Raw genomic sequence first — 21,926 nt, 5'->3', positions numbered from 1 at the left:
TTTCTCCGGCAGCTCGGTTCGCGCCGCGACGGCGCCCCGCCGAGCCGACGCCCGGGCGCGCGGCCGTGGCGGAGACCGCGACCACCTTGCCGACAAATCTGCGCATAACCGTCACGCGCATGACAGGGGTCTCCCTTGGGGAAGGTTGTGGAAAAAGAACCGAGGACGGACGGGGCCGCGGACGCCGCGAAAGCCGGTGTCGCTCGGCCCCGCACGTTGTTCCCGCCGTGTCCCCGCTTGCCCGCTCTCACTGCCTAGGACGCACATCCGGTGGGATGGTTGCGTCGGAAGTGCAAGTTCGTACGGAAGTTCCCCGAGAGTTCGGCGCGACCGCGCGACGTCGACCTGACGATCCGTCAGATGCGGCACCCGCTCCTCCGAACGGGGAGGACGGGATGCGGTGTCGTTCGGAGTGGTCTGCCAGGATGGGCGGCAAGCGGGGATACGGCCATCCGTGTCCGAAAACCCTCATATCACCGCTTGGCTGAGCAACGAGGAGCAGACGCATGCCCATCGCAACTCCCGAGGTCTACGCCGAGATGCTCGACCGGGCGAAGGCCGGTCGATTCGCCTACCCGGCGATCAACGTGACCTCGTCCCAGACCCTGAACGCCGCGCTGCGCGGCTTCGCCGAGGCGGAGAGCGACGGCATCGTCCAGGTGTCCACGGGCGGCGCGGAGTTCCTGTCCGGCACCACCGTCAAGGACATGGTGGTGGGCTCGGTCGCCTTCGCCGAGTACGCGAAGGTGGTCGCGGAGAAGTACTCGGTGAACATCGCGCTGCACACCGACCACTGCCCCAAGGACAAGCTCGACGGGTTCATGCGCCCGCTGATCGACATCTCCGCCGAGCGCGTGGCCAAGGGACAGGACCCGCTGTTCCAGTCGCACATGTGGGACGGCTCGGCCGTACCGCTCGACGAGAACCTCGAGATCGCCCGTGAGCTGATCGCCAAGTGCGCCGCCGCGCGGATCATCATGGAGCTGGAGATCGGCGTCGTCGGCGGCGAGGAGGACGGCGTCGACAACGAGATCAACGACAAGCTCTACACGACCCCGGCCGACGCGCTGGAGACGGTCGAGGCGATCGGCCTGGGCGAGAAGGGCCGGTACATGCTGGCCGCCACGTTCGGCAACGTGCACGGCGTGTACAAGCCGGGCAACGTCAAGCTGCGCCCGAGCATCCTCAAGGACATCCAGGACGCGGTCGCCGCGAAGTACGGCCGGGAGAAGCCCTTCGACCTGGTCTTCCACGGCGGCTCGGGCTCGCTCCTGGAGGAGATCCGCGAGGCGCTCGACTACGGCGTGGTCAAGATGAACGTCGACACCGACACGCAGTACGCCTTCACCCGCCCGGTCGTGGACCACATGCTGCGCAACTACGACGGCGTGCTCAAGGTGGACGGCGAGGTCGGCAACAAGAAGCTGTACGACCCGCGTTCGTACGGCAAGGCGGCCGAGACCGGAATGGCCGAGCGGGTCGTCGTGGCCTGTCGGGACCTGCGTTCCGCGGGCACCCGGCTGAAGTAGCACCCGCCGGGGCCACACCCCGCCCGACCGGAGCCCGCGACCACGAGGTCGCGGGCTTCGCGTCGTGACGGGCCGTCGCGATGGGCAATCATGGGCCCATGACCATCGATCAGAACCTCTTCGGCGGACCCGACCCCACCTACCTGCCCGAGGAACCCGAGCCGCTGGCGCTGCTCGCGGACGGTGTGCCGCCGGTCGAGGTGGCCGCGAAGTTCCCGACCTTCTCCCTCGCGTGGGCCGAACTGGCCGACGCCGCGTTCGCCCAGGGCAACGTGATCGAGTCGTACGCCTACGCCCGGGTCGGCTACCACCGCGGCCTGGACGCGCTGCGCCGCTCCGGCTGGCGCGGCCACGGCCCGGTGCCGTGGGAGCACGAGCCGAACCGGGGCTTCCTGCGCTCGCTGCACGCGCTGGCGCGGGCGGCGGGAGCGATCGGCGAGGAGGAGGAGTACTCGCGCTGCACGATCTTCCTGCGGGACAGCAGTCCGGCGGGTGCGGACGCGCTGGAGGGCTGAGTACCCGGCCTTCGGTCGAACCCGCCTCGAACGCCGGCCGGACCGGATCTTTCGGCCCGGCCGGCGTTGCCCCCGCGGTTTCGGTGCGGGCTACGCCGGTACGAACAGCCGCCAGCCGCTCGGCCGCACCGTCCACGTACGCAGCCGTACCGGCCCGGTCGCCATGCCGTCCGCCGCGTAGGTGAAGTCGCGACCGCACACGGTGATCTCGTGTGCGCGCAACTGCACGAGCGCGTCGCGGGCCTGCGCCGCGCCGAACCGGGCGGCCCCGGGATGGCCGGTGATCATCACGCTCGCCAGCCCCGCGTCGTTCGTCCTGTTCGCACTCCTCGTCCCGTTTCCTGCACTGCCGGTGCCGGGCCCGTTCGACGTGACTTCCGTCATCTTCGACCCGGGTGTCATCGAGCCGTCGCACCCCAGGTGCACGGACAACACCGGCCGATCGATGTCGGCCACGACACACCCGTCCGCCTCGATCCGCAGCCGGTGGCCCGAGGGCCCCACCGCCGCGCCGACGGTGCTCGAAACGGTCCGCACGGCGTGGTCGACCAGCCCGCGCCAACCGCGTCCGGGCATGGTCCGCACCGGCGCGGGACGGGTGGAACGCACCCCGTGGCCGATCCGGACCGAACGCAGCGCGAGGCCGCCCAGGTCGTCCGACATCAGGTCGAAGGAACGTTCGTTCTCGCCCAACGCCACGCGTGCCGCCTTGGCCGGCTCGACCGGCAGGCCGAGCGCCTCGGCCAGTCCGTGGCCGCTGCCGGTGTCCACCGGGACGATGCCCAACGGGGTTTCCCCGAGCTCTTCCTGACGATCCAGTAAACGGGCCACGGCGTGCACTCCGGCATCCCCGCCGATCACCACGACACGCCGACGGCCCCGCCGCGCGAGCGCGCGTTGCAGGTCGGCGGTGTCCGTGGGAATGACGATCTTGCTGGGGGCGCAGGCCCGCAGAACATCGAGCGCGACCCGGACGGATTCGCCGTCCGCCGAGCGAGCCGCAGGGTCCGTGATCACGAGCAGCGAGCGCTCGGCCGACACCGGTCGTCCTTCCTCAGGTAACCTCTCCCCGCAAGAGCCCCTTGCCGCGCACCGCGTCAAGGGGCTTGGACCGTCCGGGGCTCCCGTTGTCAAACATGCCCCGCCTGGAAGGGGTGTACGCCTCATGCCCGCACTCGTACTCGTCGGCGCCCAATGGGGAGACGAGGGCAAGGGGAAGGCTACCGACCTGCTCGGCGGATCCGTCGACTACGTGGTCCGGTACCAGGGCGGCAACAATGCCGGCCATACCGTTGTCATCGGCGATCAGAAGTACGCCCTCCACCTGCTGCCCTCCGGCATCCTCACGCCCGAGTGCACGCCCGTCATCGGCAACGGTGTCGTGGTCGACCCGGGGGTGCTGCTGCACGAGATCAGCACCCTGGTCGAACGCGGCATCGACACCTCCAAGTTGCTCATCTCGGGCAACGCGCACCTGATCACGCCGTACCACCGCACCCTGGACAAGGTGACGGAACGGTTCCTCGGCAAGCGCAAGATCGGCACCACCGGGCGCGGCATCGGCCCGGCCTACGCCGACAAGATCAACCGGGTCGGGATCCGCGTCCAGGACCTGTTCGACGTCGGCATCCTGACCCAAAAGGTCGAGAGCGCGCTGTCGGACAAGAACCAGATGCTGGTCAAGATGTACAACCGCCGCGAGCTGCGGGTGGAGGAAGTGGTCGAGGAATACCTCGGCTACGCCGAGCAGCTCAAGCCGTACGTCGCCGACACCACGCTGGTCCTGAACCAGGCCCTGGATCAGGGCAGGGTCGTCCTGCTCGAAGGCGGCCAGGGCACGCTGCTGGACGTGGACCACGGCACGTATCCGTTCGTGACCTCCTCCAACCCGACGGCGGGCGGCGCGTGTGCCGGATCCGGCATCGGCCCGACCAAGATCACCGGCGTGATCGGCATCCTCAAGGCGTACACCACGCGTGTGGGTGCCGGACCGTTCCCGACCGAACTCTTCGACGCGGACGGCGAGGCGCTGCGCCGGATCGGCCACGAGCGCGGGGTGACCACCGGTCGCGACCGGCGCTGCGGCTGGTTCGACGCGGTCATCGCGCGCTACGCGACCCGGGTCAACGGGCTCACCGACTTCTTCCTGACCAAGCTGGACGTGCTGACCGGCTGGGAGGAGATCCCGGTCTGCGTCGCCTACGACATCGACGGCGTGCGGCACGACGAACTGCCGATGTCGCAGACCGACTTCCACCACGCGAAGCCGATCTACGAGAAGCTCCCCGGCTGGACCGAGGACATCACCGGCGCGCAGACCTTCGAGGATCTGCCCAAGAACGCGCAGGCGTACGTCCGGGCCCTGGAGGACATGTCCGGCGCCCCGATCTCGGCGATCGGCGTCGGCCCCGGCCGCACGCAGACCATCGAGATCAACAGCCTGCTCCGCGGCAAGTAGCGGGCGACGAGGCACGGCGGGGCCCGTCCGACACACTGTCGGGCGGGCCCCGTGATCGTTGACAATCTGCAGGTTCGGGCCGCGTTCGTGCCCCCGTAGGGTGGCCGCATGAGCACTCTGGACCCGGCGGCCGGGAAGGCCGTCTACGACGCCGACCGCGCCCATGTCTTCCACTCCTGGTCCGCACAGGGGCTCATCAGCCCGCTGGCGGTCGCGGGTGCCGAGGGTTCCTACTTCTGGGACTACGACGGCAACCGGTACCTGGACTTCGCGTCCCAGTTGGTCAACACCAACATCGGGCACCAACACCCCAAGGTCGTCGCGGCGATCAAGGCGCAGGCCGACAAGCTGTGCATGGTCCAGCCGGCCTTCGCCAACGACGCCCGCAGCGAGGCCGCGCGCCTGATCGCCGAGCTCGCGCCCGGCGACCTGAACCGGGTCTTCTTCACCAACGGCGGCGCCGAGGCGAACGAGAACGCGATCCGGATGGCGCGCCTGCACACCGGCCGGCACAAGGTGCTCTCCACCTACCGCTCGTACCACGGCGCCACCGCGAACGCGATCGCGCTGACCGGCGACCCGCGCCGCTGGCCGAACGAGACCGGCGTGTCCGGCATCGTGCACTTCTGGGGCCCGTACGCCTACCGCTCCGCCTTCCACGCGGACGGCGAGGCGCAGGAGTGCGAGCGCGCGCTGGCGCACCTGGAGAACACCATCGTGTTCGAGGGCGCAGCCACGATCGCCGCGATCGTGCTGGAGACCGTGGTGGGCACCGCCGGCATCCTGGTGCCGCCGGCCGGCTACCTCGCCGGTGTCCGGGCACTGTGCGACAAGTACGGGATCATCCTGATCGCCGACGAGGTGATGGCCGGATTCGGCCGTACCGGCGCCTGGTTCGCGGTGGACAACTGGGGCGTCACGCCCGACCTGATCACCTTCGCCAAGGGCGTCAACTCCGGATACGTCCCGCTCGGCGGCGTGATCATCTCCGACCGGATCTTCGAGACCTTCCGCGAGCGCCCCTACCCCGGCGGCCTGACCTACTCCGGTCACCCCCTCGCGTGCGCCGCCGCCGTCGCGACGATCACCGCGATGCGCGAGGAGAAGATCGTCGAGAACGCCAAGTCGCTCGGCGAGAACGTGATCGGCCCCGAACTGCGCGCGATGGCCGAGCGGCACGCGAGCATCGGCGAGGTCCGCGGCCTCGGCGTGTTCTGGGCGATCGAGCTGGTCAAGAACAAGGAGACCCGCGAGCCGCTGGTCGCCTACAACGCCGCCGGCCCGGCCGCGCAGCCGATGAACGAGTTCACCGCGGCCTGCAAGGCCCGGGGCCTGTGGCCGTTCGTGAACATGAACCGCACCCACGTGGTGCCGCCGTGCACGAGCACCGAGGCCGAGGTCAAGGAGGGCCTGGCCATCCTGGACGAGGCGCTGACCGTCGCGGACGCGTACTGCGTCTGACCCCGTCCTGATCGGTCGTCAGGCCTGCGTCGGCCCGCCCGGGCCGCCCGGACCGGACCGCCGAACGAAGCCGTACCCGCACCCCGACCGGTGCGGGTACGGCTTTTTCGCGTGCCCTGCGGTGCGATCCCCGGGCATCCTGCGGCCGACTCCCGACGTCGCGGGCGAAATCGGATGGGCACGTTGCTCCCCAAATCGGATATCCGTTCATATGATCGACGCGATCGACTTGATCGGACGGGTGCCCGTCGGCGCGACGGTGCCGACGGCCGGCGAGAAGAGACCGCGTGCAGTCGGCACAGGGCAGTGTTTTAGACGGCGGCCTGCTTTTCGGCGTGGCCGATCCCATCGGCGGGCAGGCCCCGTTGCGGCGGACCAGCCTGCGCCAGGAGATCGCCGAGGTGCTCAGCGACGACCTGGTGACCGGGCGACTGGCGGCCGGTACCTCGCTCACCGTCAACGAGACCGCGCAGCGCTTCGGGGTGTCGGCAACCCCCGTACGCGAGGCGCTGATCCAACTGGCCGCGCAGGGCCTGCTGCTCGGCGGCCACCACCGCGGCTTCCAGGTGTGCGCCTTCACCTGGACCGACTTCGCCGAGATCGTCGAGTCGCGCCGACTGCTGGGCGTCCCGCTGATCGGCCGGGTCGCGCGCACCGCGCCGGAGGAGGCGATGCCCACACTGCGCGCGCTGGGCGACCGCCTCGACGGCGCGCGCTGGAACGGGGACGTCTCGGAGGTGGCCCTGCTCGATCGCCGCTTCTTCGGCGAACTCGGGCGCTGGAGCGGCAATCGCCGACTGGCGGACGTGCTGGCCGTGTTGCGGGTCCAGGCCTGGATGTACATCGTTCCCTACCTGCGCGAGGCGCCGCCGACCGAGACCGGTTGGGGCCGCTACCGCGAACTCGCCGACCGGGTCGCGCGACGCGACGCGGAGGGCGCGATGGCCCTGATGCGCGACTACACCTCGGTCGGCCGCCGGCTCGCTCGCGAACTCGCGGACGCGCGCTGACGATCGCCCTGCCCCAGGGCGGTACGGTGGCGCCCTGAACGCCACCCGCACCGACAAGACCGGGAGCTGCACCGTGGATTGCGACGTCTGGCTCGTTCCGCTCGTGGACGCGCTGTGTCACAACCCGGAGAATCCGTTCCGCGACGAACTGGCCGCCTACGACGCCGCGCTCGTCGGCAACGGCCTGCCGGCCGTGCCGGTGCGCACGTGGCAGCCGGGCACCGCCGAGGTGCGTCTGGCCGGCGCGTTCGACCACGAGTCGCTGCACTATCTGCGCCGCGCCTACCTGCTGCACCGCACGGGGTTCCCGGTCACCCCGGTGGAGCAGTTGGGCGAGGACTACGACCGCCTCCTGGAGACCTTCGAGGCCGCCGCCCAGTTCTCCCACCTGGTCTGGCACTACGACCACGCCGGCGCCTACCTGCCGGTCGACTTCCCGCAGCCGCTGATGGACGACCCGCTGCCCGAGGGCGGCGGGCCGCTGGGCTCCAGCCTGGGCATGCTGCGCGAGCTGGAGGACCTCGCCCCGTACATCGGCGTGGACCTGCTCGACCCGCCCCGACCCACGCCCACCTACGACGGCGCGCCGTTCGCCCGCGAGCGATTCGTGTGGGCGACCTTGTACGCCGCCGCCCAGGAGAGCGTGACGCTGGGCGCGATGGTGGTCTTCGCCTGAGTTCGATGCCCGCCGCGCGCCCCACTAGGCTGCCGGTGTGAAGGTCCTCGTGATTGGCAGCGGTGCCCGTGAGCACGCGCTGTGCCGCTCGCTCTCCCTCGACTCCGCGGTCTCCGCCGTCTACTGCGCGCCCGGCAACGCCGGCATCGCCCAGGTGGCCGAGCTGCGCCAGGTCGACGCCCTCAACGCGGGGGACGTCGCCGACCTCGCCCAACGCCTCGGCGTCGACCTCGTGGTCGTCGGCCCCGAGGCGCCGCTGGTCGCCGGGGTCGCGGACGCCGTGCGCGCCCGGGGCATCGACTGCTTCGGCCCGTCCGGCACCGCCGCGCGCCTGGAAGGCTCCAAGGCGTTCGCCAAGGAGGTGATGGCCGCGGCCGGCGTGCCCACGGCGCGCAGCTACCTGTGCACCACGCCCGAGGAGGCCGACCGCGCGCTGGACGCGTTCGGGCCGCCGTACGTGGTCAAGGACGACGGCCTCGCCGCCGGCAAGGGCGTCGTGGTCACCGACGACCTCGAGGTCGCCCGCGAGCACGCCGCGTCCTGCGACCGCGTGGTGATCGAGGAGTTCCTGGACGGCCCCGAGGTCTCGCTGTTCGTGCTGTGCGACGGCAACGACGTGGTCGCGCTCCAGCCCGCCCAGGACTTCAAGCGGGTCGGCGACGACGACGCCGGCCCCAACACCGGCGGCATGGGCGCCTACACCCCGCTCCCGTGGGCCCCCGAGGGCCTGACCGAGGACCTGGTGCGCACCGTCGCCCAGCCCACCGTGGACGAGATGCGCCGCCGCGGCACGCCGTTCTCCGGCGTGCTGTTCATCGGCCTGGCGCTGACCTCGCGCGGCCCGCGCGTGATCGAGTACAACTGCCGGTTCGGCGACCCGGAGACCCAGGTCGTGCTGGCGAGCCTGGCCACCCCGCTGGCCGGCGTCCTGCACGCGTCGGCGACCGGGCGCCTGGGCGAGCTGGAGCCGCTGCGCTGGCACGAGGGCGCCGCGGTGACCGTCGTGGTGGCCGCCGAGGACTATCCGGCCACGCCGCGCACCGGCGACCCGATCAAGGGCCTGGCCGAGGTCGCCAAGCTCCCGCACACCTACGTCCTGCACGGCGGCACCCGTCGCGGCGAGGGCGGCGAGGTGCTCTCCTCCGGCGGCCGGGTGCTCTCGGTGACCGGTACCGGCGCGACCCTGGAACAGGCACGCGACCGCGCGTACGAGGGTGTCGCGCTGATCGGCCTGCCCGGCTCGCACCACCGCACCGACATCGCGGCCAAGGCGATCCGGGGCGAGATCAGCATCGCGGACGGCGTCCCGAACGGCTGAATTCGGCCGTTCGGATCCGCCATCGGTCGGCTCAAACCCACACAGCCGTCCGGCCCCGGATCTCACTCGCAGGGATGGTGTTCGGCCCGAAGGGGCTGAACACCCGAACTCGTCGCATTATCGTGCGAGCACCGCGGGTCGTGACCGACGACCCGGACGAGTGATCCCCGGATCCAGGATCGGATGGGGGCGATGCGTGTGGGCGAGTCGGCCGAACCACTGGCGCTGGCCGAGGCGCGCGCACGGGCGCGCGCGGTGCTGTGGGTGCGCAACGGCGCTGTCCTTGCCGCGCTCACGGCCGCCGGCCTGCTGCTGTACGGCGCCTCGCGCACCTTCGGCGAGAGCGCCCCGGGCACGCTGCTGGCCACCCTCGCGGTGGCCCTGGTGGCGGTGCTCGCGTGGGTCGCGCTCGACCTCGCGCTGGTGCGCAGGACGGGTATCCCGGCGATCACGCTGGGCCCGCGGGACGCCCCGGAGCTGCACGCGATGGTGCGCGAGCTGGCCGAGGAACTGCACGTGCCGACACCCGACGGCATCCGGTTGTGCCCCGAATGCGACAGCTGGCTGGAACCCGACGCCCGCCGACCCCGGCGCACCGTGCTGGTGATCGGCGCGCCCTTCCTGTGGTGGCTGCGGGTGGGCGAGCTGCGCGCGCTGCTCGCGCCGGTCGTGGCGGGCACCGAGGCCTCCGCCGAACCGGCCGTCGTGGGCGCGCGGCGCTGGGTGCGCCGGCTGGACGCGGTCGCCGACGTGCGCCGCCCGCTGGGTCCGGTCCCGCTGCGCCCGGCCCGCCGGGCCTCCCGCGCCTTCGCCCGCCAACTGCTCGGCCTGTGCCAGGGGCACGCCGAACTCATGGAACGCGAGATCGCGGTCGGCGCGGCGGCGCTGGCCATCCCGCTGGAGCCGGAGCTGCGGGCCACCGCGCACGAACAGGTCGGCCTGGCCTACGCGGGCTGGGACCGCCTGCTGACCCGGCTCGCCGCGCCCGCGTGGACGATCGGGCGGCGCCCGGACGCGCTGATGGCGGGCGTGGTGTCGGCGCTGACCGAGCTCTCCCGACGGGACAAGCTCGCGAACGCGTTCGGCGCGCGCCTGGCCGAGCGGCCCGCCAGCGACCTGCTCGCCGACGCGGTCGCCATGGACGGCGAGATCTCCCGCCTCGCGGCGGGCATCTTCGCGGACGGGCCGACCCCGGACCCGGTCGACTGGGCGGAGTACCCGGAGGCGGTCATCGAGCCGGTCTGGCGGGCCCGGGCCGAGGCGTTCGCGGCGCCGGTCGACGACGCCCTGGCGGTGCTGCGCCGGGATCCGGACGAGGACCACCGCAAGGCCGCCGACCACCTGTTCGCGGTGGTCGCGTGCGCGGCCCTGGACACCGGCCGGATGCACCCGGCGGTGGACTGGCTGGACGGCCCGGTCCTGGTCGACGGAAGCGGCCACGCGGTCGACCTGGCGACCCTGATCACCCGCGCCGTCGACGAGGGCAACGACGCCCCGCTGCGCACCTGGTTGGCCCGGATCGGCATCGCCACCCGAGAGCCGGTGCACCCGGGCGGCTCGGCCGCCTGAGGCCCGCCCCGTCGGTGAACGGCCGCGATCGGTCGGGGCGGTCGGGGTGTGGAAGGCGTCGTGAAAGACTCGCCTCACCCACCACGACCCAAGAAAGCGCTGGTTTCAGTGAGCGGATTCGTCACCAAGCCCGAGCCGGTCGAGGTTCCCGGTCTGACCCACATCCACACCGGCAAGGTGCGCGACCTGTACACCGACGCCGAGGGCAACCTCGTGATGGTGGCCAGCAATCGGATGTCGGCCTTCGACTGGGTCCTGGACCCGGAGATCCCGGAGAAGGGCCGGATCCTCACCAGCATGTCGCTGTGGTGGTTCGACCTGCTCGCGGACCTGTACCCGAACCACGTGATCTCCACGGAGGTGCCGGCCGGCGCCCCCGCCGACTGGGCCGGCCGCGCGCTGGTGTGCCGCCGCCTGGACATGGTGCCGGTGGAGTGCGTCGCCCGCGGCTACCTGACCGGATCCGGCCTGGTGGAGTACCGCGCCTCGCGCACGGTGTGCGGCATCACGCTGCCCGAGGGCCTGACCGACGGCTCCGAACTGCCCGCGCCGATCTTCACCCCGGCGACCAAGGCCGAGGTCGGCGAGCACGACGAGAACGTCTCCTACGACTACGTCGCCGAGCACCACGGCGCCGAGCTCGCCGCCACGCTGCGCCGGGCCACGCTGGCCGTGTACGGCCGGGCCCGGGACATCGCCCGCGAGCGCGGGATCATCCTGGCCGACACCAAGTTCGAGTTCGGCCTCGACCCGCAGGGCGGCCTCGTCCTGGCCGACGAGGTGCTCACCCCCGACTCGTCGCGTTTTTGGCCCGCCGACGAGTGGGAGCCCGGGCACGCCCAGCCGTCCTTCGACAAGCAGTACGTGCGCGACTGGCTGGCCTCGCCCGAGTCCGGCTGGGATCGCGCGGCGGACACCCCGCCGCCCGCCATGCCCGAGGCGGTCGTGCGGCGCACGCACGAGAAGTACGTCGAGGCGTACGAGCGCCTGACCGGGCGGCGCTGGGCCTGACCCGGGGACCCGATCGTCGTCGGGCCGGGCGCCCCGGGCCCGACGACGATCGGCCGGCCCACGGGCGATGCGCCGCGTTCCGCGGGGACGACACGCGTGAGCGACCGGCGCGGACGACAAGAAGGCCGGATCACATGAGTGATCCGGCCTTCTTATGGAGCGGACGACGAGATTCGAACTCGCGACCCTCACCTTGGCAAGGTGATGCTCTACCAACTGAGCCACGTCCGCACGACTCGGGGTTTCGGCCCCGCGTTGTGTCCCCAACCCTACCCGATCCGCGGAGGTGGTTGCCACCGACCTCGGTTCGAGGGGCCGAGCAGAGCAGGCGACAGGAATCGAACACTGCGTCTCCCCCTTGGAAAGGGGGCGCTCTACCACTGAGCTACGCCTGCGTGTGTTCCCCGGTTTCCCGGGTGCAAGAGAACTCTATAGGACCCCCGGAGGTGCCGAGTACGCTCCGGAGTCGGATCGCTACAGATGTCCCTGTTTGCCGGAAAAGTTCTTCCGGGACGGCCCGCCCCCGTCCCGCCGACAGGCGCGGAACGGGGGCCGAAAGGCCCGGTCGGGCGTCGGTCGTGCCCGACGCCCGGGACGGCGGTGCCGTCAGTTGGCGGTGTTGGCGGCCTCGAATTCCGCGTACACGCGGGCCGGGATGCGCCCGCGGGCGGGTACGTCCATGCCGCGCGCACGGGCCCAGGCCCGCACCGCCGCGGGGTCGGAGGTGACGGTCGTCTGGCGGAACGGCTTTCCCGTGCGCGCGGTGCGCCGCGCGACCGCGAGATAAGGAGCCAGGGCATCCCGCATCTGCTGAACGTGCTCTTCCGAAAGGTCGATTTCATACGACTTGCCGTCGAGGCCGAAACGGATGGTTTCCGTGGCCTCGCTTCCGTCGATGTCGTCGTGCAGGCTGACGACTACACGCTGGGCCATGGCGGTGTCCTCTCGGGTGATAGCACCGAGGCGAAAAACAAAACTACATTGCCGAGTCTAAGCGCTAAACGCGAACCGTAGCGGTGTCGTCCGCTGTTCTTCGGTTCGGTAAGCGCTAATTTACCGGTCGGCGATTCGTTTTCACGATACGCGAGATATTCCTCTCGCCGCGCGCGCACGGGCGTGTCCGCGGGTCGGGCCGGTGCGTGATCCACAGCCTGTGGACAACGCAAGGGCGAGTCGACCTCGTGCGAGCCCCGAGTGCGGCGCATTGCCCGTTTGGCGGTGATTTATTGACATCCTGATCGCGTCGATCCCCCTGTGGACAACTTCAAAGCTGTGGATAACTTGGCGCCGGAACGGCCTCCCGGAGCCGGCCGGTACCCTGATACCGCCGATCCATCGGGTGCCGGCGTCGACCGGCCCGATCCAGCAGCAGGGTCCGAACCCCCGTATCCCGGATACGGACCGGCCCGAACCATCACAGTGGGAGTGCCTGTGGCACGCGTCGTCGTCGACGTCATGCTCAAGCCGGAAATCCTCGATCCCCAGGGGCAGGCCGTGCAGCGCGCGCTGCCGCGTCTGGGATTCGACGGAATCACCGACGTCCGCCAAGGCAAGCGTTTCGAACTGGAGCTGGAGGGACCGGTCGACGAGGCCGCCCTCGCCCGCATCCGCGAAGCCGCCGAGTCGTTCCTCGCCAACACCGTGATCGAGGACTTCGTGGTCCGCGTCGAGGCGGAGGAGGGGAAGTGACGATCCGCGTCGGCGTCGTCACCTTCCCCGGCTCGCTCGACGACCGCGACGCCCGGCGCGCGGTGCGTATCGCCGGTGCCGAGCCGGTCGCCCTGTGGCACAAGGACAAGAACCTCCAGCAGGTCGACGCGATCGTCCTCCCCGGTGGTTTCTCGTACGGCGACTACCTGCGTTGCGGCGCCATCTCGCGCTTCTCTCCGGTCATGGAATCGGTGATCGAGCAGGCGCGGGCCGGCCTTCCGGTATTGGGCATCTGCAACGGTTTCCAAATTCTTTGCGAATCCCACCTGCTGCCGGGCGCGCTCACCCGGAACGACCACCTGCACTTCATCTGCCGCGACCAAAAGTTGCGCATCGAGAACGTGTCCACCGCGTGGACGTCGGACTTCGCGCCGGGGCAGGAGATCACCGTTCCGCTCAAGAACGGTGAAGGCGGTTTCGTCGCCGACGAGCGCACCCTGGACATGCTGGAGGCCGAGGGCCGCGTGATCGCGCGCTACCTCGACGTCAATCCGAACGGATCGCGGCGCGACATCGCCGGCATCAGCAACGCCGCCGGGAATGTGGTGGGCCTGATGCCGCACCCCGAGCACGCGGTCGAAGCGCTGACCGGTCCGACGACCGAGGGCCTCCCCTTCTTCACCTCGATCCTGAAGCGCCTGGTGAACGCCTGATGAGCCTGGACACCGTCAAGAACGCGCTCGACCACCCCGAGGTCGAGCAGCCCTTCGCCGAACTCGGCCTCAAGCCGGACGAGTACACGCGCATCCGGGAGATCCTCGGCCGCCGGCCGACGTCCTCCGAGCTGGCGATGTACTCGGTGATGTGGTCCGAGCACTGCTCGTACAAGTCGAGCAAGGTGCACCTGCGCCAGTTCGGCGACAAGATGCCCGCCAACGACGCGATGCTCGTGGGCATCGGCGAGAACGCCGGCGTCGTCGACGTCGGCCAGGGCTACGCGGTGACCTTCAAGGTCGAGTCGCACAACCACCCGTCCTACGTGGAGCCCTACCAGGGCGCCGCGACCGGCATCGGTGGCATCGTGCGCGACATCCTGGCGATGGGCGCCCGCCCGGTCGCGGTGATGGACCCGCTGCGCTTCGGCGCGGCCGGGCACCCCGACACCCGGCGCGTGCTGCCCGGCGTGGTCGCGGGCATCGGCGGCTACGGCAACTGCCTGGGCCTGCCCAACATCGGCGGCGAGATTGTCTTCGACCCCTGTTACCAGGGCAATCCGCTGGTCAACGCGCTGTGCGTGGGCGTGATGAAGCACGAGGACATCCACCTCGCGCAGGCCTCCGGCGCGGGCAACCTGGTGATCCTGTACGGCGCCCGCACCGGCGGCGACGGGATCGGCGGCGTCTCGGTGCTGGCCTCGGAGACCTTCGACGCCGACGGCCCGGCCAAGCGCCCGGCCGTCCAGGTCGGCGACCCGTTCCAGGAGAAGCTGCTGATCGAGTGCACCCTGGAGCTTTTCCGCGAGCACCTGGTCGCGGGCATCCAGGACCTCGGCGGCGCGGGCCTGTCCTGCGCGACCTCCGAGCTGGCCTCGGCCGGTTCCGGCGGGATGCGGGTCGAGCTGGACACCGTCCCGCTGCGCGACCACACGCTCTCGCCCGAAGAGATCCTGATGAGCGAGTCGCAGGAGCGCATGTGCGCGGTCGTGGAGCCGGCCCACGTGGCCCGCTTCATGGAGATCTGCGACAAGTGGGACGTGATCGCCACCGTCGTCGGCGAGGTCACCGAGGGCGACCGGCTGGAGATCTACTGGCACGGCGAGCAGATCGTCGACGTGCCGCCGCGCACCGTCGCGCACGAGGGCCCCGTCTACGAGCGGCCGTTCGCGCGCCCGCAGTGGCAGGACACGCTCCAGGCGGACGCCGCCGAGCGGCTGCCGCGCCCGGGCACGGCCGAAGAGCTCAAGGCCACCCTGCTCGAGGTCGTCGCGTCGCCGAACCTGGCGGACAAGTCGTGGGTCACCGACCAGTACGACCGGTACGTCCTCGGCAACACCGTGCTGGCCCATCCGGAGGACTCCGGCATGGTCCGGATCGACGAGGAGACCGGCCTGGGGGTCGCGCTCGCCACCGACGGCAACGGCCGCTTCTGCAAGCTCGACCCGTACGTCGGCGCGCAGCTCGCGCTGGCCGAGGCCTACCGCAACGTCGCCACCACCGGCGCCAAGCCGCTGGCCGTCACCGACTGCCTCAACTTCGGTTCGCCCGAGGACCCGGCGGTGATGTGGCAGTTCGCCGAGACCACGCGCGGTCTCGCCGACGCGTGCCAGATCCTGGGCACGCCGGTCACCGGTGGCAACGTGTCGTTCTACAACCAGACCGGCGAGACGGCGATCCACCCGACGCCGGTGGTCGGCGTGCTGGGTGTGATCGACGACGTCGAGCGGCGCACGCCGATCGGCTTCGCCGAGGAGGGGCAGATCATCCTGCTCCTGGGCGACACGCACGAGGAGCTGTCCGGCTCGGCGTGGGCGCAGGTGGCCCACGATCACCTGGGCGGCCTGCCGCCGAGGGTCGACCTGGAGCGCGAGCGGCTGCTCGCCGAGGTCCTGATCGCGGGTTCGCGCGACGGCATGATCGACGCCGCGCACGACCTCGCCGACGGCGGTCTGGCCCAGGCGCTGGTCGAGGCGTGCCTGGCCGGTGGCCACGGCGCCCGGGTGGTGCTGGCCGAGGACCTCGACCCGACCGTCGCGCTGTTCAGCGAGTCGGCGGGCCGAGCGATCGTCGCGGTGCCGCGGAGCGAGGAACTGCGCTTCTCCGACATGTGCAAGGTGCGCGGCCTGCCGTGCGCCCGGATCGGTGTGGTCGACGGTGACACACTCGACTTCCAGGGCCACTTCACGGTGGCGCTGAGCGAACTGCGCACCGCTCACGAGGAGACCCTCAAGGGCCTGTTCGGCTGATCGGCGACATCCCGTGCCCGTGAGGGGTGCCTCGTGCACCCCTCACGGGCACTGTTGCCTTTCGGCCTTCAGATTGCGATCGAAGCTCACGCGCACGGGAGTCCCCTGCGGCGGGGTGTACTCCAGCGTGCGGTTGTCGAGGAATCGCACGCCCGTGACCGTCGCCCCGTGGTCCTCGCACTCGCTCAGGATGCTCGTGCTCCGCTCCAGGCCCGTACTCGTTCGGATGTCCAGGTCGTAGCTCGGTTCGATCGAGTACGAGGCCGCGTCGTCCACCCGCACCGCCCGAATCCGGCCGTCCGGCGACATCGCCACGACCTTCCCGGCCGGGCGGTCGTCCTGGGTGAGCGCGGTGACCACGGTGCCGAGAGCCATCACCAGCCCGGCCACGAACGCGAGTCCCAGTGCCGCCAGGCGGATCACCAGGGCCCGGAACGTGGCCGCGACCTCGATCCCGATCAGGCAGATCCCGAGCGCGGCCGGAACCACCCCGCCGATCAGGATCCCCCGGTCGAACACGTCCAGGTTCCACGGGTTGGCCGCCGCGACCCGCCACGTGATCAACGCCACGACGGCCGGCCCCAGCAGCAGCGTTCTGCGGACGATCACCGCGACGGGGACCGCACGCCGTTCGGAGCCGGCGCCGGTGCTTGTCCTGCTGCTCGATTCCGCGCCGGACCTCGTCCCCAGGCGCATCGCCCACCCCCGTCGGCGCGGTGAGACCACGCCGCTACGTCCCCAATCGGTACGGCCGGAAGGTACCGTGCCCGGGCCAGTACGGGTAGGGGATTGTGCCGTGGTGCGCGCCCTTGGAGGCGCTCTCCTCGTACGCGTGATAGGTCGTGTGCGCCGCGTCCGCCCAGCCCGCGAAGATCAGCGTGTGACCGGCCGCGCCGGGCGCGGTGTCGAGCAGGATGTCCCCGGGGCGCAGGTCGTCCTTGCCGATCGGGTGCGAAACCTCCGGGAGGGTCACCGTGGTCAACCCCGGCGGTGGCAGGCCCCAGGCCATCGAGACCAGCCCCGAGCAGTCCGTGCGGTAGCCGTCGTGCAGCCCGGTCATGCTGTAGCCCAGCCGCAGGTCGGCCCACCTCTTCGCGCGGGCCACGATCTCGTCCCCGCCCGGCGCGGGCAACCCGTCCGGCGGGGCGGCCGCGCCTGCCGCGACGGCCGCGCCCGACCCGCCCGAGCCGCCCGCCGCGACCGAGGTGATTCGGGCGATGCCCGCGCCGCGGCCCATCGGCCGGATCGTGACCGGGCCGTGGAATGCCTCGGGCAGCACGAACGGCGGCTCGGCGACCCGGACCGACGCGGCGGGCGGCGGCGGGGGAGCGGGACCGGCCGGCACCAGGTCCAGCAACCGGGTCGCCGCTGTCGTGTCCACCTCCGCGTACGCCCGGGCGTTCTCGGTCAGCCGGTCGGCCAGGTCCACGCCGGTGCGCTCGGCCCGATCCAGCGTCTCCACCGCGTCGCGCAGCCGGGCGCGCAGTACCTCGAAGGTCGCCGGCGCCAGCGGCCGGCTCGCCGCGACATCCACCGCCGCGACCCGCTCGCGCAGCGCCCACACCTCGCCGGCGACCGCGCGCAATCGGCCCGCGAGTGCCACCAGCGCGTCCGGCGTCGCGGTGAACCCGGCGGTCACCGCGTCGCCCACCGCTCGGCCGGCCGGGCCGCGCCGCCGCCGGCCGGAAGGTGTTCGCGCGCGTCCGGCCCGGCCGCCGCTCGGGCCGCCCGTTCGTCGGCCGCGATCCTGGCCAGTGCGGCCCGCATCGCCGCCGCGTGTGCCCGCAACGCCTCGGCCACCGCCAGGACGGCCGGTTCGGCCGCCGCGCACTCGCGGCGCCAGGTCTGTGCCCGGGCCGCGAAGGCGTCCGCGGCGGCGCCGTGCCACTCGATGCTCACCGGCCCGGGCCGCACCCGCTCGCTCGCCGTCGCCAACTCGCTCGCGATCGCCTCGACCCGGTCGGGGTCCCCGTAATTGCTCATGTGCCCAGCGTGGCGACCCGGGCATCGGGGCGGGCGCCCGCGCGGCGAATCTGTGCAGAAACGAATCGCCTACTCGTCCCCGATCGAGCCCTCTAACCTGCACCCATGACGAGCCGCCCCGCCGCCCCGCGCCCCCGCAAGGTCGACCCGGTCAAGGTGCGCGCCGCGCTGATCGCGCAGTGGCACACGATGGTGGAAGTGACGTCCGCGCTGACCCCGGCGCAACTCGCCGCTCCCTCCGGGCTGACCGGCTGGTCCACCGCCAACCTGGTCGGCCACCTGGCCGCGAGCGTGCAGGCGGTGCCGCGCTGGCTCGCCGAGCCGATCCCCGGCGGACCCCCGATCACCGTCGAGCAGTGGGCGAGCGGCACCTCCGCGCACGCCGCGGTGATCTCCGCCATCGCCGACGACATGGCCGAGGCCGGCCACACCCCCGCCGACTACGTGGACGACGCGATCGCCGCCCTCGACGGCGTCCCCGATGCCCGGATCACCATCACCCGGATCGGCCCGATGCGGGTCGCCGACATGCTCGTGACCCGCCTGGTGGAGGCCGTCGTGCACTGCGACGACCTCGAACGCGCGACCGGCGAGCCGTTCCCGCACGACCGGCACGCGCTGGGCACCGTGGTCCGCGCGCTGGCCGACGCGCTGGCGACCCGGGCCCCCGGACACTCGGTCGAGGTCCGCGTCCCGCCGTTCGCCGTAGTGCAGTGCGTCACAGGCCCTCGGCACACTCGGGGCGTTCCGCCCAACGTGGTCGAGACCGACCCCAGGACCTGGCTCCGCCTCGCCACCGGCCGTCTGACCTGGGCGGACGCGGTCGAGGACGGTCGGGTGCTGGCGAGTGGCGAACGCAGCGACTTGTCCGGATACCTGCCACTGATGGGGTGAACCGCGACCGATCCGGCCCTGTCGTAGACTCGATCACGTGCCACGTGGCGATGGACGACTCAACCACGATCTCTTCCCCGGCGAGAAGGGCCCGCAGGATGCCTGCGGCGTCTTCGGCGTTTGGGCCCCCGGCGAAGAGGTCGCAAAACTCACCTACTTCGGTCTCTACGCATTGCAGCACCGCGGGACGGAATCCGCCGGTATAGCTGTGAGCAACGGATCCCAGATCCTGGTCTTCAAGGACATGGGCCTGGTCTCCCAGGTCTTCGACGAAACCACCCTGGGCTCGCTCCGCGGGCACATGGCCGTCGGCCATGCCCGCTACTCGACCACCGGTTCGTCGGTCTGGGAGAACGCCCAGCCGACCTTCCGGGCCACCGCGACCGGCAGCATCGCGCTCGGCCACAACGGAAACCTCACCAACACGGGTGAGCTGTCCCGTCTGGTCGCCGAGCAGGGCCCCGATCGCGGCGAGCTCAACTATCCCTACCAGGGCCGGATCGAGGCCAGCAGCGACACCGATCTGCTGACCTCGCTCCTGGCCGGCAGCCCGGACCTGTCCCTGGAACAGACCGCGATGCAGGTGCTGCCCAAGATCAAGGGCGCCTTCTCGCTGGTCTTCATGGACGAGACCACGCTCTACGCCGCGCGCGATCCCCAGGGCATCCGGCCCCTCGTGCTCGGTCGGTTGGAGCGCGGCTGGGTGGTCGCGAGCGAGACCGCCGCACTCGACATCGTCGGTGCCTCGTTCATTCGCGAGATCGAACCGGGCGAACTGATCGCGGTCGACGAGCACGGCCTGCGCACCCGACGGTTCGCCGAGGCCAAGCCCAAGGGCTGCGTCTTCGAGTACGTCTACCTGGCCCGCCCCGACACCACGATCGCCGGCCGAGGCGTCTACGCGTCCCGGGTCGAGATGGGCCGCCGGCTGGCCCAGGAGTTCCCGGTCGACGCCGACCTGGTCATGCCGACCCCCGAATCCGGCACCCCCGCCGCGATCGGCTACGCCGAGCAGTCGGGCATCCCGTACGGCAACGGCCTGGTCAAGAACTCCTACGTGGGTCGCACCTTCATCCAGCCCAGCCAGACCATCCGGCAACTGGGCATCCGGCTCAAGCTCAACCCGCTGCGCGAGGTCATCCAGGGCAAGCGGCTGGTCGTCGTCGACGACTCGATCGTGCGCGGCAACACGCAGCGCGCGCTGGTGCGCATGTTGCGCGAGGCCGGCGCGGCCGAGGTGCACGTGCGGATCTCCTCGCCGCCGGTGAAGTGGCCGTGCTTCTTCGGCATCGACTTCGCCACCCGGGCCGAGTTGATCGCCAACGGTCTCTCGGTGGACGAGATCGCCAAGTCCCTCGGGGCCGACTCGCTCGCCTACATCTCGATCGACGCGATGGTCGAGGCGACCACCATCCCCAAGGACCGGCTCTGCCGGGCCTGCTTCGACGGGGAGTACCCGATCGAGCTGCCCGACCCCGAGCGGCTGGGCAAGCACCTCCTCGAAGGCATCGAGCAGACCGTCCGCACCGACGTGGACGGCGTGCAGGCCCTCCTCGGCGGCGGCGGGGCCGAGGACGCGCTGCGCCGTCCCTGATCAGCCGAGCCCCCGAGTTCTCTCCTTCGGATCGCCGCGCCGCGTCCCCACCCGGGGCCGCGACGGGGCGCCCCGAGAAGATCCACCGACCCGACCCGAAAGGGCCGCCGCCGTGAGCGACCAGTCCACCCCCACCCCCCGCACCGCGACCTATGCCGCGGCCGGCGTCGACATCGAGGCCGGTGACCGCGCCGTCGAGCTGATGAAGCAATGGGTCGGCAAGGCCACCCGGCCCGAGGTCGTCGGCGGCCTGGGCGGCTTCGCGGGCCTGTTCGACGTGTCCGCGTTCAAGCGATACGAGCGCCCCCTGCTGGCCACCGCGACCGACGGGGTGGGAACCAAGGTCGCCATCGCGCAGGCGATGGACAAGCACGACACGATCGGCCACGACCTGGTCGGCATGGTCGTCGACGACCTGGTCGTGTGCGGCGCCGAGCCGCTGTTCATGACCGACTACATCGCCACCGGCAAGGTCGTCCCCGAGCGCATCGCGGCGATCGTCAAGGGCATCGCCGAGGGCTGCGTGCTGGCCGGCTGCGCGCTGGTCGGCGGCGAGACGGCCGAACACCCCGGCCTGCTCGACCCGAACGAGTACGACGTCGCGGGCGCCGGCACCGGCGTCGTGGAGGCCGACGGCCTGCTCGGCGCGGAGCGGGTGCGCGCGGGCGACGTGGTGATCGCGATGGCCGCCTCCGGCCTGCACTCCAACGGCTACTCGCTGGCCCGGCACGTGTTCTTCACCATCGCCGGCTGGAAGCTCGACCGCGACGTGCCGGAACTGGGCCGCACCCTCGGCGCGGAACTCCTGGAGCCGACCCGGATCTACTCGCTGGACTGCCTCGACCTGGCCCGACGCACCGACGTGCACGCGTTCTCGCACGTCACCGGCGGCGGCCTGGAGGCCAACCTGGCGCGCGTGCTCCCGGCCCACCTGGACGCCCGCCTGGACCGTTCGACCTGGACCCCGGCGCCGATCTTCGGCCTGGTCGGCTCGCTGGGCGACGTGGCCCGGGCCGAACTGGAGAAGACGCTGAACATGGGCGTGGGCATGGTCGCGGTGGTCGCCCCGGACGCGGCCGACGCGGCCCTGGCGGTGCTCGCCGAGCGCGGCGTGCCGGCCTGGATCCTGGGCGAGATCGTCACCGGCTCCGGCCGGGCCGTACTGAGCGGCGATCACCGGGCATGACGAAAGCACCCGCGGCGGCAGCCGTCGTTCCGGATCGGGACGGCGGCACCTCCGTGGGCGTGTTCGCGAACACGCCAAACGGCCCGGGGTCGAGTAGTCGTCCTACTCGG

The 21,926-nt window shown here is 71.5% G+C and carries 20 protein-coding genes and 2 tRNA genes; 15 read left to right on the top strand and 7 right to left on the bottom strand.

Annotated features, from left to right (window positions below; translation table 11 throughout):
- Positions 1-506: 506 nt before the first annotated feature.
- Both fbaA and ACWCPW_RS45400 read left to right on the top strand, forming a co-directional pair.
- The gene (gene fbaA / locus ACWCPW_RS45405) at positions 507-1,529 is read left to right on the top strand and encodes a class II fructose-bisphosphate aldolase (protein ID WP_020555640.1); all 1,023 of its coding nucleotides are present in this window, start codon (positions 507-509) and stop codon (positions 1,527-1,529) included.
- A gap of 98 nt (positions 1,530-1,627) precedes the next feature.
- Positions 1,628-2,044 (top strand): DUF3151 domain-containing protein, encoded by a 417-nt coding sequence (locus tag ACWCPW_RS45400; protein WP_449767492.1) that lies wholly within the window; start codon positions 1,628-1,630, stop codon positions 2,042-2,044.
- 90 nt (positions 2,045-2,134) lie between these two features.
- Here the strand turns inward: ACWCPW_RS45400 and ACWCPW_RS45395 are convergent, their stop codons facing one another.
- On the bottom strand, positions 2,135-3,085 hold the full coding sequence (locus tag ACWCPW_RS45395) for a diacylglycerol kinase family protein (protein ID WP_449767491.1): 951 nt from the start codon (positions 3,083-3,085) through the stop codon (positions 2,135-2,137).
- 124 nt (positions 3,086-3,209) lie between these two features.
- Between ACWCPW_RS45395 and ACWCPW_RS45390 the strand changes: the two genes are divergently transcribed.
- From ACWCPW_RS45390 to ACWCPW_RS45360, 7 genes are all read left to right on the top strand, one after another.
- On the top strand, positions 3,210-4,502 hold the full coding sequence (locus ACWCPW_RS45390) for an adenylosuccinate synthase (RefSeq protein WP_449767490.1): 1,293 nt from the start codon (positions 3,210-3,212) through the stop codon (positions 4,500-4,502).
- Between the two features lie 108 nt (positions 4,503-4,610).
- Positions 4,611-5,963 carry an aminotransferase class III-fold pyridoxal phosphate-dependent enzyme gene (locus tag ACWCPW_RS45385; RefSeq protein WP_449767489.1) on the top strand — a complete coding sequence of 451 codons (1,353 nt, stop codon included), beginning with the start codon at positions 4,611-4,613 and terminating at the stop codon, positions 5,961-5,963.
- 287 nt (positions 5,964-6,250) lie between these two features.
- Entirely contained in the window at positions 6,251-6,973 is a 723-nt protein-coding gene (locus tag ACWCPW_RS45380) for a GntR family transcriptional regulator (RefSeq protein WP_449767488.1), read from the top strand.
- A gap of 73 nt (positions 6,974-7,046) precedes the next feature.
- Positions 7,047-7,649 (top strand): hypothetical protein, encoded by a 603-nt coding sequence (locus ACWCPW_RS45375; RefSeq protein ID WP_449767487.1) that lies wholly within the window; start codon positions 7,047-7,049, stop codon positions 7,647-7,649.
- 37 nt (positions 7,650-7,686) lie between these two features.
- A complete protein-coding gene (gene purD / locus ACWCPW_RS45370; protein WP_449767486.1) occupies positions 7,687-8,967 on the top strand; it encodes a phosphoribosylamine--glycine ligase in 1,281 nt (426 codons plus the stop codon).
- 192 nt (positions 8,968-9,159) lie between these two features.
- The gene (locus tag ACWCPW_RS45365) at positions 9,160-10,536 is read left to right on the top strand and encodes a hypothetical protein (protein WP_449767485.1); all 1,377 of its coding nucleotides are present in this window, start codon (positions 9,160-9,162) and stop codon (positions 10,534-10,536) included.
- Between the two features lie 108 nt (positions 10,537-10,644).
- Positions 10,645-11,547 (top strand): phosphoribosylaminoimidazolesuccinocarboxamide synthase, encoded by a 903-nt coding sequence (locus ACWCPW_RS45360; RefSeq protein WP_449767484.1) that lies wholly within the window; start codon positions 10,645-10,647, stop codon positions 11,545-11,547.
- A gap of 155 nt (positions 11,548-11,702) precedes the next feature.
- Here ACWCPW_RS45360 and ACWCPW_RS45355 read toward each other — a convergent pair.
- From ACWCPW_RS45355 to ACWCPW_RS45345, 3 genes are all read right to left on the bottom strand, one after another.
- Positions 11,703-11,778 (bottom strand) — tRNA-Gly (locus ACWCPW_RS45355).
- 92 nt (positions 11,779-11,870) lie between these two features.
- Positions 11,871-11,942: transfer RNA gene (locus ACWCPW_RS45350), tRNA-Gly, on the bottom strand.
- Between the two features lie 211 nt (positions 11,943-12,153).
- Positions 12,154-12,480, bottom strand: coding sequence for a histone-like nucleoid-structuring protein Lsr2 (locus tag ACWCPW_RS45345; RefSeq protein ID WP_126636576.1), 327 nt, complete (start codon positions 12,478-12,480; stop codon positions 12,154-12,156).
- A 498-nt stretch (positions 12,481-12,978) separates the two neighbouring features.
- On the opposite strand from ACWCPW_RS45345, the gene purS reads away from it, so the two are divergent.
- From purS to purL, 3 genes are read left to right on the top strand one after another with little or no spacing between them, the layout of a single operon-like run.
- Positions 12,979-13,236 (top strand): phosphoribosylformylglycinamidine synthase subunit PurS, encoded by a 258-nt coding sequence (purS, locus tag ACWCPW_RS45340; RefSeq protein WP_391589184.1) that lies wholly within the window; start codon positions 12,979-12,981, stop codon positions 13,234-13,236.
- A complete protein-coding gene (gene purQ, locus ACWCPW_RS45335; protein ID WP_449767483.1) occupies positions 13,233-13,910 on the top strand; it encodes a phosphoribosylformylglycinamidine synthase subunit PurQ in 678 nt (225 codons plus the stop codon). The genes purS and purQ overlap by 4 nt, the downstream gene beginning before the upstream one ends.
- Positions 13,910-16,159: a phosphoribosylformylglycinamidine synthase subunit PurL gene (gene purL / locus ACWCPW_RS45330; protein WP_449767482.1), complete on the top strand. Its 2,250-nt coding sequence runs from the start codon at positions 13,910-13,912 to the stop codon at positions 16,157-16,159. The genes purQ and purL overlap by 1 nt, the downstream gene beginning before the upstream one ends.
- Before the next feature lie 42 nt (positions 16,160-16,201).
- Here the strand turns inward: purL and ACWCPW_RS45325 are convergent, their stop codons facing one another.
- From ACWCPW_RS45325 to ACWCPW_RS45315, 3 genes are read right to left on the bottom strand one after another with little or no spacing between them, the layout of a single operon-like run.
- On the bottom strand, positions 16,202-16,855 hold the full coding sequence (locus ACWCPW_RS45325) for a hypothetical protein (protein WP_449767481.1): 654 nt from the start codon (positions 16,853-16,855) through the stop codon (positions 16,202-16,204).
- A 34-nt stretch (positions 16,856-16,889) separates the two neighbouring features.
- Positions 16,890-17,798 carry a hypothetical protein gene (locus ACWCPW_RS45320; RefSeq protein ID WP_449767480.1) on the bottom strand — a complete coding sequence of 303 codons (909 nt, stop codon included), beginning with the start codon at positions 17,796-17,798 and terminating at the stop codon, positions 16,890-16,892.
- Positions 17,795-18,142: a hypothetical protein gene (locus ACWCPW_RS45315; RefSeq protein WP_449767479.1), complete on the bottom strand. Its 348-nt coding sequence runs from the start codon at positions 18,140-18,142 to the stop codon at positions 17,795-17,797. The genes ACWCPW_RS45320 and ACWCPW_RS45315 overlap by 4 nt, the downstream gene beginning before the upstream one ends.
- A gap of 105 nt (positions 18,143-18,247) precedes the next feature.
- Between ACWCPW_RS45315 and ACWCPW_RS45310 the strand changes: the two genes are divergently transcribed.
- The 3 genes from ACWCPW_RS45310 to purM all read left to right on the top strand — a co-directional run bounded on the left by ACWCPW_RS45310 (position 18,248) and on the right by purM (position 21,816).
- The gene (locus tag ACWCPW_RS45310) at positions 18,248-19,036 is read left to right on the top strand and encodes a sterol carrier family protein (RefSeq protein WP_449767478.1); all 789 of its coding nucleotides are present in this window, start codon (positions 18,248-18,250) and stop codon (positions 19,034-19,036) included.
- 37 nt (positions 19,037-19,073) lie between these two features.
- Entirely contained in the window at positions 19,074-20,630 is a 1,557-nt protein-coding gene (gene purF, locus ACWCPW_RS45305) for an amidophosphoribosyltransferase (protein ID WP_406297788.1), read from the top strand.
- A 112-nt stretch (positions 20,631-20,742) separates the two neighbouring features.
- On the top strand, positions 20,743-21,816 hold the full coding sequence (gene purM / locus ACWCPW_RS45300; RefSeq protein ID WP_449767477.1) for a phosphoribosylformylglycinamidine cyclo-ligase: 1,074 nt from the start codon (positions 20,743-20,745) through the stop codon (positions 21,814-21,816).
- The last annotated feature ends 110 nt before the right edge of the window (positions 21,817-21,926 follow it).

Source organism: Embleya sp. NPDC001921 (assembly GCF_053594475.1).
This window is presented reverse-complemented; position numbering and strand designations above follow the sequence as displayed.

Coding starts and splice junctions, on each gene's coding strand:
- fbaA (WP_020555640.1), top strand. CDS start 507: ATGCCCATCGCAACTCCCGAGGTCTACGCCGAGATGCTCGACCGGGCG.
- ACWCPW_RS45400 (WP_449767492.1), top strand. CDS start 1,628: ATGACCATCGATCAGAACCTCTTCGGCGGACCCGACCCCACCTACCTG.
- ACWCPW_RS45390 (WP_449767490.1), top strand. CDS start 3,210: ATGCCCGCACTCGTACTCGTCGGCGCCCAATGGGGAGACGAGGGCAAG.
- ACWCPW_RS45385 (WP_449767489.1), top strand. CDS start 4,611: ATGAGCACTCTGGACCCGGCGGCCGGGAAGGCCGTCTACGACGCCGAC.
- ACWCPW_RS45365 (WP_449767485.1), top strand. CDS start 9,160: ATGCGTGTGGGCGAGTCGGCCGAACCACTGGCGCTGGCCGAGGCGCGC.
- ACWCPW_RS45345 (WP_126636576.1), bottom strand. CDS start 12,480: ATGGCCCAGCGTGTAGTCGTCAGCCTGCACGACGACATCGACGGAAGC.
- purL (WP_449767482.1), top strand. CDS start 13,910: ATGAGCCTGGACACCGTCAAGAACGCGCTCGACCACCCCGAGGTCGAG.
- ACWCPW_RS45325 (WP_449767481.1), bottom strand. CDS start 16,855: ATGCGCCTGGGGACGAGGTCCGGCGCGGAATCGAGCAGCAGGACAAGC.
- ACWCPW_RS45315 (WP_449767479.1), bottom strand. CDS start 18,142: ATGAGCAATTACGGGGACCCCGACCGGGTCGAGGCGATCGCGAGCGAG.
- ACWCPW_RS45310 (WP_449767478.1), top strand. CDS start 18,248: ATGACGAGCCGCCCCGCCGCCCCGCGCCCCCGCAAGGTCGACCCGGTC.